Annotated in this window: 13 protein-coding genes; 6 read left to right on the forward strand and 7 right to left on the reverse strand. The window is 55.0% G+C overall.

Features of this window, described 5'->3' with window-relative positions; all coding sequences use genetic code 11:
- Window positions 1–407: 407 nt before the first annotated feature.
- Together SMB34_RS00005 and SMB34_RS00010 are read left to right on the forward strand one after the other, a co-directional pair.
- Window positions 408–854 (forward strand): SRPBCC family protein, encoded by a 447-nt coding sequence (locus SMB34_RS00005; protein ID WP_037986934.1) that lies wholly within the window; start codon window positions 408–410, stop codon window positions 852–854.
- Window positions 841–1200: an ArsR/SmtB family transcription factor gene (locus tag SMB34_RS00010; RefSeq protein ID WP_051682047.1), complete on the forward strand. Its 360-nt coding sequence runs from the start codon at window positions 841–843 to the stop codon at window positions 1198–1200. Before SMB34_RS00005 ends, SMB34_RS00010 begins: the two co-directional genes overlap by 14 nt.
- Window positions 1201–1203: 3 nt before the next feature.
- On the opposite strand, the gene SMB34_RS00015 is transcribed toward SMB34_RS00010, so the two are convergent.
- Window positions 1204–2487: an ImmA/IrrE family metallo-endopeptidase gene (locus tag SMB34_RS00015; RefSeq protein WP_338057848.1), complete on the reverse strand. Its 1284-nt coding sequence runs from the start codon at window positions 2485–2487 to the stop codon at window positions 1204–1206.
- 274 nt (window positions 2488–2761) lie between these two features.
- On the opposite strand from SMB34_RS00015, the gene SMB34_RS00020 reads away from it, so the two are divergent.
- From SMB34_RS00020 to SMB34_RS00030, 3 genes are all read left to right on the forward strand, one after another.
- Complete coding sequence (locus SMB34_RS00020; protein ID WP_037986936.1) at window positions 2762–3310, forward strand: biotin transporter BioY; 549 nt, start codon at window positions 2762–2764, stop codon at window positions 3308–3310.
- Window positions 3311–3384: 74 nt separating this feature from the next.
- Entirely contained in the window at window positions 3385–4059 is a 675-nt protein-coding gene (locus SMB34_RS00025) for an energy-coupling factor ABC transporter ATP-binding protein (RefSeq protein WP_037986939.1), read from the forward strand.
- Window positions 4056–4658: an energy-coupling factor transporter transmembrane component T family protein gene (locus tag SMB34_RS00030; RefSeq protein WP_037986941.1), complete on the forward strand. Its 603-nt coding sequence runs from the start codon at window positions 4056–4058 to the stop codon at window positions 4656–4658. The genes SMB34_RS00025 and SMB34_RS00030 overlap by 4 nt, the downstream gene beginning before the upstream one ends.
- 85 nt (window positions 4659–4743) lie before the next feature.
- Here SMB34_RS00030 and fghA read toward each other — a convergent pair whose 3' ends face one another.
- Complete coding sequence (gene fghA, locus SMB34_RS00035) at window positions 4744–5601, reverse strand: S-formylglutathione hydrolase (protein ID WP_037986943.1); 858 nt, start codon at window positions 5599–5601, stop codon at window positions 4744–4746.
- A gap of 73 nt (window positions 5602–5674) precedes the next feature.
- Window positions 5675–6784 carry an S-(hydroxymethyl)glutathione dehydrogenase/class III alcohol dehydrogenase gene (locus SMB34_RS00040; RefSeq protein WP_181849953.1) on the reverse strand — a complete coding sequence of 370 codons (1110 nt, stop codon included), beginning with the start codon at window positions 6782–6784 and terminating at the stop codon, window positions 5675–5677.
- A gap of 116 nt (window positions 6785–6900) precedes the next feature.
- Here SMB34_RS00040 and SMB34_RS00045 point away from each other — a divergent pair, with 116 nt between their 5' ends.
- Window positions 6901–7776 (forward strand): LysR substrate-binding domain-containing protein, encoded by an 876-nt coding sequence (locus tag SMB34_RS00045; RefSeq protein ID WP_037986948.1) that lies wholly within the window; start codon window positions 6901–6903, stop codon window positions 7774–7776.
- Between the two features lie 61 nt (window positions 7777–7837).
- Here the strand turns inward: SMB34_RS00045 and SMB34_RS00050 are convergent, their stop codons facing one another.
- The 4 genes from SMB34_RS00050 to SMB34_RS00070 all read right to left on the reverse strand — a co-directional run bounded on the left by SMB34_RS00050 (window position 7838) and on the right by SMB34_RS00070 (window position 12268).
- A complete protein-coding gene (locus SMB34_RS00050; RefSeq protein WP_051682049.1) occupies window positions 7838–9148 on the reverse strand; it encodes a type II toxin-antitoxin system HipA family toxin in 1311 nt (436 codons plus the stop codon).
- A complete protein-coding gene (locus SMB34_RS00055; RefSeq protein ID WP_167332723.1) occupies window positions 9148–9414 on the reverse strand; it encodes a helix-turn-helix domain-containing protein in 267 nt (88 codons plus the stop codon). The genes SMB34_RS00050 and SMB34_RS00055 overlap by 1 nt, the downstream gene beginning before the upstream one ends.
- Window positions 9415–9530: 116 nt before the next feature.
- Window positions 9531–10316 carry a 3-hydroxybutyrate dehydrogenase gene (locus SMB34_RS00060; protein WP_037986952.1) on the reverse strand — a complete coding sequence of 262 codons (786 nt, stop codon included), beginning with the start codon at window positions 10314–10316 and terminating at the stop codon, window positions 9531–9533.
- Window positions 10317–10660: 344 nt separating this feature from the next.
- Window positions 10661–12268 (reverse strand): sigma-54-dependent transcriptional regulator, encoded by a 1608-nt coding sequence (locus SMB34_RS00070; RefSeq protein WP_037986957.1) that lies wholly within the window; start codon window positions 12266–12268, stop codon window positions 10661–10663.
- Window positions 12269–12473 lie beyond the last annotated feature (205 nt).

A 12473-nucleotide genomic window follows, 5' to 3' on the forward strand; every position in this document is an offset into this window, starting at 1 on the left:
TTGGGGGCCATACGCCCGAAGTGTGTCCGGGCTCCATCGGTTGCGGTAAAACCACGATTGCCGAAAGTGACCGGAGCGAGGGGTGAGCCCGAAGGTCGTCTGTTGGCGAGGATGGCAGACGCCCGAAATGTATCCGGGCTTCATCGGTTGCCGGAAATGTCACCGTGGCCGAAAGTGACCGGAGCGGGTGGTGGGCCCGGAGATTGTCAGTTGGCGAGGATGGCAGACGCCCGAGGTGTGTCCGGGCGTCATCGGTTGCGGGAAAACCGCCATTGCCGGGAGTGATCAGAGTGCGCTGCGGGACCGAAGGCCGTTTGTGGGCGAGGATGGTAAATTAAATGCGCAACTTCTGGGTTGCGTATTGGGATGTTGTATGTCAGATTAAATGCAACCGGGAGGTTGCTTAAATGACCAATAGCATTGAAAAGAAAATCGAGATCAACGCTCCGCGCCAGCGTGTCTGGACGGCCTTGACGGATCACAGGCAATTCGGAACATGGTTTGGTGTGAATATCAAAGATGCCTTTGTCGTTGGGCAGGTCTCAAATGGCCAGATCACGATTGAAGGTTTCACGCATGTGAAATGGCAATCGACCATCAAGGCGATGGAGGAACCAGCCTATTTTGCCTATACATGGCATCCCTATGCGATTGAGCCGGATGTGGATTACAGCAGGGAGCCGGAAACGCTTGTCGAATTCTGGCTGGAAGAAAAAGCGGGTGTGACACGGGTGACTGTGCGTGAAACCGGCTTTGACAAACTGCCTGCACATCGTCTTTCGGCGGCCTTGCAGGCCAACACACATGGCTGGGCGTTCCAGTTGGAAAATATCAGGAAATATGTCGAAAACTGAAAATCACATGCCGGGATTTGATGGTGATCCGGGGTTTGCCGAAATCTTTGCCGCTTTGGGCGATCCGACCCGACTGGCGATTTTTGATCGGCTATCGGACGGTCAGGCACGGTCAATCGCATCGCTTTCCAATGATGCGGACATGACCCGGCAGGCGGTGACGAAACATTTGCGCGTGCTTGAAATGGCCGGGCTTGTTGAAAGTCATCGGATCGGCCGCGAAAGCCGATATGCTTTTTGCCCTGAACAACTGGCACAGGCACGCACCTATCTTGATCAGGTGGCGGGACGTTGGGAATCTGCCCTGATGCGGCTCAAGTCCTTTGTCGAAGAAGATGAAGCTTAAATCTCACTTTGGCCAAGTTTGTCGGAAGTCAGCAACAAAGTTCTGAGGTTGTTTTCTGTTATCAGTTATGCAGCCTAGAATTTTCAATCTGATTTCGATGACTTGGCTGGACGTGTTGAAGTGCTCTGAGACGGCTGCAAGTAACAAGTAATAGTTGGACAAGTTTTGGGGTTGGTTATCGACAAATATGTACCCGTGTCCGCGATCTCTTATGTCGAGTTCGACCCTTAGCTCTTGTACTTTTTTGATCAAATTGAATTTTGGCAGGAGTAGGTGCGACGCAAACATGTTGGCCTGATACTCCATTCGATTGATCAAGTTTCCTTTCGTTTCACGCTCGTCGACAACCAAGTCTTGTTTGATGGTGGTTTCAGATCGGAGAAACTTGTCATGGTTTAGGTGAAAGTGACCAATTTCGTGAGCTAAGGTAAAGCGTTCACGCTTTCGGTTTCCATGTGCGTATATTGCTATTTTCTTGTTGGCGAAGTCAGCGCGTCCTAGAAGCTCGTTTTCATCATCGGGGTCTCCATATCCTGCGGACATAGTCAGATCAATAGCCAGTTGTTCGCATATCTTCTCTAGATCAACCGGACCGTCATCGTAGCCAATCATTGTATGTAATTGGTTTGTAGATTTCTCAATGTCGTCTGCGTGCAAATATGGAAACTGACTTTTTGAGAGTACTTGAACTTCAGATTTTTCAAGTGTTTCGCCGGCGACCGCACTAAGAAAGTTACGAGCGTTGTCGTAGTATTTCCCCGAGAAATATGCAGCGAATTTGAGCGAGCGAAAGCGGCTTTCAGAGCCGAGCATTGAGGCTTTTGCATGCTTGGATTTAAGATCGTCCGTAAAACGGCGTTCGGCTAGAAATTCCAAGCCAAGTGGATTGTATTTGATGATACCAAGTTTTCTGCTGCGAGCTACTTTTTCTGCACCGCTCTGGAGCCTGGAAGTTACAACAATGATGCCTTTCGTGTTGTCTCGTCCAATGTCAGACAGTTTGTCGGAAAACTCCCTAATCACGGTATCTGGAACGGCGCCGCTATAATTCTTGCACTCAAAAATTACGATCTGTTGTGGATCGAGATGCTCTTCTCGTCTGAGTTCAATTGATACGTCGAATTCTACGTGATCCCCGCGCTCTTTCGAGAAATATCTAGGTTTTCTCCTGATCGTGCAGCGATCAGGAGGTAGCGTTCCAATTAGGTACTTACCCGCATCCTGCTCCTCTTTCAGGTGAGCAAAGATTGCATTCTCAAGTTCGTTTCCGATTCGAACGGTATCCAGCGCAGCTCACTCCATAGAGACGTAAACCTAGTAGATGTTCGCGGAAGCATCATGAATTGCTAATCTATATGGCGCAATCGCGAAATGGTTGTCCTTTTGATTTTTCCGTTTGATTGGTGGCGTCATTTTGCTTTGCGATCTGCGGTTTTGCGGCTATCCCTTCGGCCGTTGAACCGGTCGGGCGGACCGGAAAACGAACGGTGATGGCTATTGTCAGGGTCTGGGGGTTTTGCCATCACCGCCGGGGAGAACGGGAAGGAAGGATCGTGAAATCATGAACACCAAAGATATCGTCTATATCGCGCTGTTTGCCGCAGTGACCGCTGTGCTTGGGTTGTTTCCGCCCATCACCCTGCCGATTACCGGCGTGCCGGTGACCGCGCAATCGCTGGGGCCGATGCTGGCCGGGGCGATTTTGGGGGCGCGTCGTGGCGGGCTTTCGATCCTGCTGTTTGTTGTGCTGGTGGCGCTTGGCCTGCCGCTTCTGTCGGGGGGGCGCGGTGGTTTTGGTGTTCTTCTGGGGGCGACGGGTGGCTTTATCGTCGGCTGGGTGATTTCGGCCTTCGTGATCGGCCTGCTGATTGAAAAATTCTGGGACAGGCTGAATGTCATTAACGCGGCATTGTCGATTGCGGTTGGCGGGATTGTTGTCCTGTATGCGATTGGCAATCTTTGGGTCAGCATCGTTGTTGAAATCAGTTACTGGCAGGCGACCGTCGGTGCCGCGCCGTTCCTGATTGGTGATGTGATCAAGGTTGCGATTGCAACGGCTGCCTGCATGGCGGTCCGGCGTGCCTATCCCTTGATTTCCAGGGCACGCTAGGTTTTGATGGGGCGCGGTCGTCAGATCGCGCCTTTTGCTGTTATTCCCTGTCTGAAATTTTGCGCCAGGTGCCGATGATCACGCTTGAAAATGTCACCGTGGAATTCGATCAGCGTCGCGTGCTTGACGATATTTCACTGTCACTTTCCGAAAAGCGGATCGGGATTGTCGGGGCCAATGGATCGGGCAAAAGCACCTTTGTCCGGCTTCTGAACGGGCTTCAGGTGGCATCGTCGGGGATTGTGCGCGTCGATGATTTCGATGCTGCCAAGGACGGGCGCAAATTGCGCCGCCATGTCGGTTTTGTTTTTCAGAACCCGGACAATCAGATCGTCTATCCGGTGGTCGAGGAAGACATCGCCTTTGGCCTGAAGGCACTTAAACTGCCAAAGGACGAGATTGACCGTCGTATCGACGAGGTCCTTGCGCGATATGGCCTTTCGGAATTTCGCAACCATCCCAGCCATTTGTTAAGCGGGGGCCAGAAGCAGCTTCTGGCGATTTCCGGGGTGCTGGTGATGGCACCGCGTTACATCATCTTTGACGAGCCGACCACGCTGCTTGACCTGCGTAATCGCAACCGGGTCGAACGCGCGATTGCCGAGCTTGATCAGACCGTGATTACGGTTTCCCATGACCTTGATCTGATTGCCGGTTATGACCGGGTGCTGGTGTTTGAAAATGGCAGCATCGCCTGTGACGATGTACCGGCCATCGCCATTCCCCGCTATCGGGAGATGATGGTGTGATTGCCGGACTTTACATCGATGGCAATTCCGCCCTGCATCGGGCGGCAGCCGGGTTAAAGGTGCTTGCCCTTGTCCTGCTGGGGACCGGTGTTTTTCTGATCCCTGACTGGCCGGTTCTGGCGGTGGTGCTGGTGACGGTTTTTGTCCTGTATCCGGTTTCGGGTTTTGGCCCGCGCATCCTTTGGGCGCAGATCAGGCCGATATTGTGGTTGCTGGCTTTGTTCTTTGCCGTGCAGCTTTGGCTTAATGACTGGCAGGCGGGGCTTGTGGTGATTTTCCGGCTCGCCGCGATTGTTACCTTCGCCGGGCTTGTCACCCTGACGACCAGAACGTCGGACATGCTGGCCGCGTTGGAGCGGGCGATGAAGCCGCTGGCGCGGTTTGGGGTTAACCCGGAAAAGATCAGTCTGGCCTTTTCGATGGTGTTGCGATTCATCCCGGTGATTGCGCAAATCGGTCATGAAATCCGCGATGCGCAACGCGCACGCGGGCTTGATAAATCGGTGCTGGCGCTTGTCGTGCCGCTGATCATCCGCACGCTTAAAACGGCGGATGATGTGGCCGATGCCATCGACGCGCGCAGCTTCGATCCGGATTGATCAAAAAAAGACCCGGCACGCCTACAGGGACGAGGCGCGTGCCGGGTGAAAACCGCTTGGGTGCGGGTTCCTCTATTACATGATCTCAGGCGATACCAAGATGCCATGCGTGGAAACGCAGATGGTCTTCGATGAAGCTTGCGATGAAGTAATAGCTATGGTCGTAGCCTTCCTGCATGCGCAGGTTCAGCGGATAACCGGCGTGGCTTGCGGCGGCAAAAAGCGTATCGGGTTTAAGCTGCTCGGTCAGGAAGCCATCGGCGTCGCCCTGATCAACAAGAGCCGGTGTTTGCATATCCTTGGCGGTTGCGGCCTTCATCAGTTCCGAACTGTCCCACTGTTTCCAGACGGATTTGTCATCGCCGAGATAATTGCCAAGCGCCTTCTGGCCCCACGGGCAATTGATCGGGTTGGAAATTGGGGAAAAGGCCGTCACCGATTTGAACATGCCCGGATTTTTAAGCGCGATCATCAGCGCACCGTGCCCGCCCATCGAATGGCCGGAAATCACCGCATCATCGGAAATCGGGAAATGATCGCGGACAAGGGCCGGAAGCTCCCCGGTCACGTAATCATACATGCGGTAATTGCGCGCCCAGGGTTCCTGCGTCGCGTTGACGTAAAACCCGGCACCCTTGCCGAAGTCATAGGCTTCTTCTTCGTCGTCGGGGACATGGTCGCCGCGCGGGCTGGTGTCGGGGGCGACGATGGCAATGCCCAGTTCGCTTGCGATGCGAAACGCGCCCGCCTTCTGCATGAAGTTTTCATCCGTGCAGGTCAGTCCCGATAGCCAGTACATCACCGGCACACGGTTGCCCTTGCCTGCCTGCCGCGGCAGGAAGATGGCAAACCGCATATCGCAGCCCAGCACATCGGACCGATGGGTATATTGTTTGTGCCAGCCGCCGAATACCTTGTTGCTGGATGAATTTTCGATGCCCATTTTATTCTCCCGTTCGCCCGCCTTGCCGGAATTTTACCGGCAGGGCGGTTTTATTTCATGAAGCTGATTGGTCTTAGTAATGAATGACCGAACGGATGCTTTCGCCTTCATGCATCAGGTCGAAAGCTTCGTTGATGTCTTCAAGCTTCATGGTGTGGGTGATGAAATCGGACAGTTTGAATTCACCCTTGAGGTAGCGTTCGACATAATCGGGCAGTTCCGACCGGCCCTTGACCCCGCCAAAGGCGGTGCCGCGCCAGACGCGACCGGTGACAAGCTGGAACGGACGGGTGGAGATTTCCTGACCGGCACCGGCAACACCGATAATCACCGACTCCCCCCAACCCTTGTGGCAGCATTCAAGGGCGGATCGCATCACATTGACATTGCCGATGCATTCAAAGCTGTATTCAACGCCGCCATCGGTCATATCAACGATGACTTCCTGGATCGGTTTGTCGAATTTTTGCGGATTGATGCAATCGGTCGCGCCAAGCTGTTTGGCGAGTTCGAATTTCTTTTCGTTGATATCAATGGCGATGATGCGGCTGGCACCCGCCATTTTGCAGCCGATGATGGCCGAAAGGCCAATCCCGCCCAGACCGAAAATCGCAACACTATCGCCCGGTTTGACCTTGGCGGCGTTGGTCGCAGCCCCCATGCCGGTCGTCACACCGCAACCCAGCAGGCAGACTTCTTCAAGCGGGGCGGATTTGTTGACCTTGGCAATCGAAATTTCCGGCAGAACCGTATATTCCGAGAAGGTCGAGCAGCCCATATAATGGTAAATCGGCTTGCCGTTCTGCGAGAAACGCGTGGTGCCATCGGGCATAAGGCCCTTGCCCTGGGTGGCGCGGATTTTCTGGCACAGGTTGGTTTTGCCCGATTTGCAGAATTTGCATTCGCCGCATTCCGGGGTGTAAAGCGGGATCACATGATCGCCGACCGCAACGCTGGTGACACCTTCGCCGATTGATTCAACAATCCCGCCGCCTTCATGGCCAAGGATGGCGGGGAAAATGCCTTCGGGGTCTTCGCCCGACAGGGTGAAGGCATCGGTGTGGCAAACGCCGGTGGCAACGATGCGCACCCGGACTTCGCCGGCCTTGGGCGGGGCGACCTGAACGTCTTCAATCGATAGCGGCTTGCCCGCTTCCCAGGCAATGGCGGCTTTGCAGGTAATGGTCTCGGCGCTCATGTCGCTCCTCCGGCTTGAATGATTTAATGCCAACAGTGTATTTATTTCCCCTGATCTGATAATCCGGTATTTCGGTAAATGACTTTTACGGTGGTGTAATAATGAATGCGTGGGACGGGATCAGCGAATTTGTCGCCGTGACGGAACGCAAAAGCTTTACGGCAGCCGCCGGGCAGCTTGGCATTTCCGTGGCCCAGGTCAGCCGACAGATTACCGCGTTAGAAGAAAAGCTTGGCGTGCAGCTGTTTTACCGCACCACGCGCAAGGTTAGTGCTACCGAAGCCGGGTTGGTTTATTACCAGCATTGCCGACAATTGCTGGATGGTTTGCAGGATGCGGAACGCGCAATCGGTACCCTCACACAGGTGCCGCGCGGCAAGCTTAAACTGACCGCGCCGACAACCTACGGCGAAACCGTGATTGCGCCGCTGGTGAATGATTTCGTCGCGCGCTATCCGGAACTTGAAGTCCAGTGCCGCTTTACCAATCAGAAACTTGATCTGGTGCTGGAAGGCTATGACATGGCGATCCGGCTTGGGCGGCTTGATGGCACGACTGGCAGTTTGATGAGCCAGCAGCTTTCCACCCGTCGCCTATATGCCTGCGCATCGCCAGCTTATCTTTCGAAACGTGGGGAACCGCATTCGCTTTCGGAACTGGCGCGCCATAACTGCCTTGTCGGGACGCTGGATTACTGGCGGTTTGAAGAAGATGGCCGGGAACGCACCATCCGCATTCACGGATCGATCCATGCCAATAGCGGGCAGGCGCTTTTGGATGCCGCGCTAAAGGGCATCGGCATCGTCCAGTTGCCCGATTATTACGTCGATCCGTGGATCGCCAGCGGCGATCTGATCCCGGTCCTGTCCAAATTCCAGCCGACCGATGAAGGTATCTGGGCGCTTTACCCGACCAACCGGCACCTTAGCCCCAAGATCAGGATGCTGGTGGAGCATTTGGGGCGGTATTTGGGGTGACTTTGTTACCGAACGGTATCATTCGTCTTGAAATCGAGGAAATGATACCGTTCGGTATCGCTTAATGGTTCTGGCAGCGCGATTTAATGTCTTCCAAGGCGAGATCAAGCAGGCTTGTATCCGCAATTGTTCCGCGCGTGGCTTGGCGCAGTTTGGTTGCTGCTTTTTCGGTCAGGCTGGCGAGTGTTGCAAGTTCGTCGATCACCAGTTTCGGGCTGATATTGATATCGGATGCAAAAGATTCCCAATGTTCACGGCCAAGCAGTTTCGGGTTGCGTTCGCCACCGATGGACATGGCGAGGAGAATGCGTTGCTCTTTGTAAAAATTACGAAATGCTGCGGCGTTATTGAGGTCATAAAGCGGTGCAAGGCGCACGCCGCCAGCCTGCCAGATCAGGCTGTAATTTTTGGCATGCGCATCAGGATTGCCGACAAGATATTGGAAAATGGCATATCGTAGCAGCAGCAGTTTATCGCGGGCAGGATCGAGGCTGAAATCCAGCGCGGCAAACATTTTTTTCCAGTCTGGGCCGCCATCACGCTCGTATTTCTGGTGCGGAAAATATCCAAGCGCCTGACAGAAATCTTCCTGATGCAGGCGGGTCAGATATCGTTGGCCGGATCTTTCGCGCAATGTCCGGTCGTATCGTGCGACAAGCATGAAAATCTGATCTTCTGCCTGCAAAATGTGTGACCGGGGGCAGGGAAGCCCGATTTCACGGGCGATTTCAAGGCAATAATGTTCGACGCGGATCGATTCCGGAAGGCCCTGAATATCGGTCTTGAGGATGTGGGAACTTGGCGTATTGCCATGCGGCAGGGCAATCTTTTCGCCGGTTCGAATAACAACGGCCTTGTCATGCACGCCTGCCAGCGAAATGCGGACTTCGCCTTGCGCATCAACGAATAGGGGACGCGCGGGCAAGTCGCGGATGTGCCCGGCAAGTTCTGCTTCGTCGAGAATGCGATATTCCGGATGGGTTGCATCTTCGGGGGATTCAGCAGTACCGACCGGGGCGATGGATACGGCCCCCGCACAATCCTTGCCAAGGGCAAATAGCATTGCAAATTCGTCATCTGCGGCGATGTCGTGATCTTTGCTTAGAACAAGAGCAAGTTTTCGGCGGGTCAATTTGTTGTCCGGCAACAGCCCGGCAAAGAAAGGCCCGCATTCAGCATCATCAAACCAGTGATTTTCAACCGCTTGGGTCGGTACCGGCAGGCGAAGGGACAGTTGGGGGGTGACGGTTTGAGCAGTGGCAGATCGGTGGATGTGATCGGGGCTATAGCGAAAGCGCAGGCCACCCTTATCGTCGGTGCCAAGTGTGCCGATTTCGATACCGTGCAATCGAACAGAGGCTTCCTGTGTCATTAAAGCCCCTCGTCAATGTCGATGATTTCGGAAGTATCTTTTGGTGTTGTGGTGGCTTGAAGATCGGTCAGCGATAGTGGACTGCCCAGCAAAACAAACAGGCGAATGATCATGTCAATTGGCGGGGTGCTGCTGCCGCGCTCGAATGACGATAGCCATTTTCGGCTGTAGCCGATAAGGGCCGCGGTCTGGCTTTGGGTAAGGCCGCGCTGCTTGCGTAAGCTACGCGCGGCCGCCCGAATATCGTCAATGTTTCGAATGATCATGATGTCACCGAACGGTTTTTTTCTTGCCTGAGGCAAGGTTATGTAACTATTCGGTATCATTCAAGCAAAATGCGCTACTTTGACACCAAACGGTATCAAAGTAGCGCATGAAAAATTTACTGTGCGGTCCAGCCACCATCGACCGACATATGCGTGCCGGTCATCTGTGATGCGGCGTCCGAGCACAGGAACAGGGCGGTCTGGCCGATCTGTTCGGGGGTGACGAACTGTTTGGACGGGTGTTTGTCCGAGACCAGATTGGTTGCGGCCTGTTCGACGGAAATGCCGCCTTCCTTGGCCTTGGCTTCGATCTGGCGTTCAACCAGTTCGGTGCGCACCCAGCCCGGGCAGATTGAATTGGCGGTGATGCCGCTTTCGGCGGTTTCAAGGGCCGTTACCTTGGTCAGGCCCATGATGCCGTGTTTGGCCGCGACATAGGCGGCCTTTTGCACCGATGCGACCAGACCGTGGGCGGATGCGGTATTAATGATCCGGCCCCAGTTTTTCTTTTTCATGTTCGGCAGGGCAAAGCGCGTCGTGTGGAAGGCCGAGGTCAGGTTGATCGCAATGATCGCGTCCCATTTTTCCGGCGGGAAATCTTCGATGAGTGCTGTGTATTGGATGCCGGCATTGTTGATCAGGATATCGGCACCACCGCCGAATTTTGCGGCGGCGTCCATCATCATTGCTTCGATCTGGTCGGGTTTGGAGAGGTCCGCGCCATTGTAATGCGCGGTCACGCCAAATTCGGTTTCAAGCGATTTGCGGGTGGCCTCGATTTCGTCCTTATCGCCAAAGCCGTTTAGCATGATATCCGCCCCGGCCCCTGCAAGGGCCTTGGCCATCGCAAGGCCGATGCCGCTGGTGGAGCCGGTAACAAGTGCGCATTTGCCTGTCAGCATGATGTTTCTCCCTGTGGGTGAGGAGTTGTTCCTCCTCATAAGTGAGGGTCAGGGCCCACTAATTTGATTGTAATGGCAGGTGTTATATTTGCGAAATCCAAGGAAAAGCCCGCCGTGCGGGTCGGCATCCCGGACAAGGGATTTGACGCCGGAGTTCGCAAATATAACACCTGTCCTTCGGATCAATCGGATTTGCACGGGCTACTTTGTCGCAAAACCTTGAAAGATAAATATCTTCCTGCGGTTTTGCTTCGCGTATCCGCACAAATCTGATTGACCATTTCAATCAAATTAATGGGTCCTGACCCTATGGATCATGCCGCAATGCAACATGGGTGGCAAGATCAACCGGAAATGCCATATTTGCGAAGCTTGCGGGCAATCGCCGTGTGCGAGATGCCAAGCCGTTCGGCAAGCTTCCGCGAGCTTGGATAATCCGGGTAAAGGCGCGCCAGCATTTCACGTTCGAGCATGTCCATCCCCTCGGCAAGTGTACCTTGGGCGATGGCCGCATTGATCGGGTCGGTTGCGGGGGCGGTGGGTGCCTGATCGCGGAGTCTGTCGGGGTCATTCGTGGTCGTGGCAGGCGGGTTGCTTGTGGTGGTCAGGTCGCGTGCGGTCAGGATATCGCCATCCAGAAGGGCGACCGCCCGGAATAATGTGTTTTCCAGTTCGCGGACATTGCCGGGCCAATCGTGGCTGGCAAGCCAGGACAGGGCATCGCTTGCGATATGGGGTGTGGGGCGTTCGGTTTGCTGGGCGGTGCGGGTGACGAAATAAAGCGCCAGTTCGGCAATGTCTTCGCGCCGGTCGCGCAAGGGCGGCAGGGTGATGCCAAGGACGTTGAGACGGAAATAAAGGTCTTCGCGGAATGTGCCGTCATGCGACATGGTTTCAAGGTCGCGGTTGGTCGCACTGATGATGCGGACATCAACCGCAATTTCATCCGTGCCGCCGACACGCCGGAACCGGCCATCCTGCAACACGCGCAGAAGCTTGGCCTGCAAATAGGGTGTCAGTTCGCCGATTTCATCAAGAAACAAGGTGCCACCATCGGCCAGTTCCAGAAGCCCCGGCTTGCCGCCGCGCCGCGCACTGGTGAAGGCCCCGGCGGCATAGCCAAACAGTTCGCTTTCGGCCAGGCCTTCGGGCATGGCAGCACAGTTAAGGGCCAGAAACGGCTGATCGGCTCGGTTGCTGGCCCGGTGGCAGGCGCGGGCAAAAAGCTCCTTCCCCGTGCCGGTTTCACCGAGGATCAGAAGCGGGGCATCGACCGATGCCAGTCGTTTTGCCTGTGCCTTGACCCGTGCCAGAACCTTGCTTTGGCCGATGATGTCGTCAAATCCGGTATGGCTGCGGTCCTGAAGCGCGGTCATGACGCGGCCAAGGCGTGCGGCGCGGTGAAACACCATGACGCCGCCCCACGGTTCATCATCGGCGGCATCGGTGCCGTCATCGACATGGCCGATGGGTTCAACCTGTAGCAGATAGGTTTGACCGCCCAGTGTGACCTCGCGTTCCGGCAGGCGGAAATGGCTTTGGCGCAGGTCATCAATATCCGGGTCGGTCAGGAAATCGGCCAAGGGCCGGTCGCGCAGCGGCGCATCGGGGGAGCCGGCGATATTTTGCGCGGCGGGGTTGGCCTGGGCGATCAGGCCGTTGGCATCCACCGCGATCACCGGATCGCCAAGGGCGGCAAGGGTTGCGTGCAATTGGGCGCGCCTGCGTTCAGTCGGCAGGCGGTCAATCGGTTTGACGTCCTCAATGCCGGGTAGCTGCATCAGGCGATGGGCGAGCAGTGGAAAACGTTCCGGCCGGATTGCCGGGATATCGGCAAAGATATGGTGGGTTGTGACCTCAAAGGCGCGGATATCCAGTTTGAAATCCGCCAGCACATTGACGACGTCCCGCGTGATGCCGACCCTGTTTTCCCCGGTGATTTCAAAACGCATAACTGTACCAAAAAGTTTACACTGTATCGAAAACTATACAGTCGTAAGGGACTGTTTTCCAGTGGTTTTGGCGAAATGTCGTGGTTGGTGAAGGTTATTGTAAATATAAGTTTACACTTGGGTGAGGTGTGATTTTACTAAGTATCTGAAATAACAGGGTTTTCAATTCTGGCACGGGCCTTGCGGTGATGGGGGCAGAACACTT

It is taken from the genome of Thalassospira permensis NBRC 106175, from assembly GCF_000714555.1.
Lineage (GTDB): Bacteria > Pseudomonadota > Alphaproteobacteria > Rhodospirillales > Thalassospiraceae > Thalassospira > Thalassospira xiamenensis.

Coding starts and splice junctions, on each gene's coding strand:
- SMB34_RS00070 (WP_037986957.1), bottom strand. CDS start 12,268: ATGCGTTTTGAAATCACCGGGGAAAACAGGGTCGGCATCACGCGGGAC.
- SMB34_RS00050 (WP_051682049.1), bottom strand. CDS start 9,148: ATGACACAGGAAGCCTCTGTTCGATTGCACGGTATCGAAATCGGCACA.
- SMB34_RS00045 (WP_037986948.1), top strand. CDS start 6,901: ATGAATGCGTGGGACGGGATCAGCGAATTTGTCGCCGTGACGGAACGC.
- SMB34_RS00055 (WP_167332723.1), bottom strand. CDS start 9,414: ATGATCATTCGAAACATTGACGATATTCGGGCGGCCGCGCGTAGCTTA.
- SMB34_RS00060 (WP_037986952.1), bottom strand. CDS start 10,316: ATGCTGACAGGCAAATGCGCACTTGTTACCGGCTCCACCAGCGGCATC.
- SMB34_RS00005 (WP_037986934.1), top strand. CDS start 408: ATGACCAATAGCATTGAAAAGAAAATCGAGATCAACGCTCCGCGCCAG.
- SMB34_RS00020 (WP_037986936.1), top strand. CDS start 2,762: ATGAACACCAAAGATATCGTCTATATCGCGCTGTTTGCCGCAGTGACC.
- SMB34_RS00025 (WP_037986939.1), top strand. CDS start 3,385: ATGATCACGCTTGAAAATGTCACCGTGGAATTCGATCAGCGTCGCGTG.
- SMB34_RS00010 (WP_051682047.1), top strand. CDS start 841: ATGTCGAAAACTGAAAATCACATGCCGGGATTTGATGGTGATCCGGGG.
- fghA (WP_037986943.1), bottom strand. CDS start 5,601: ATGGGCATCGAAAATTCATCCAGCAACAAGGTATTCGGCGGCTGGCAC.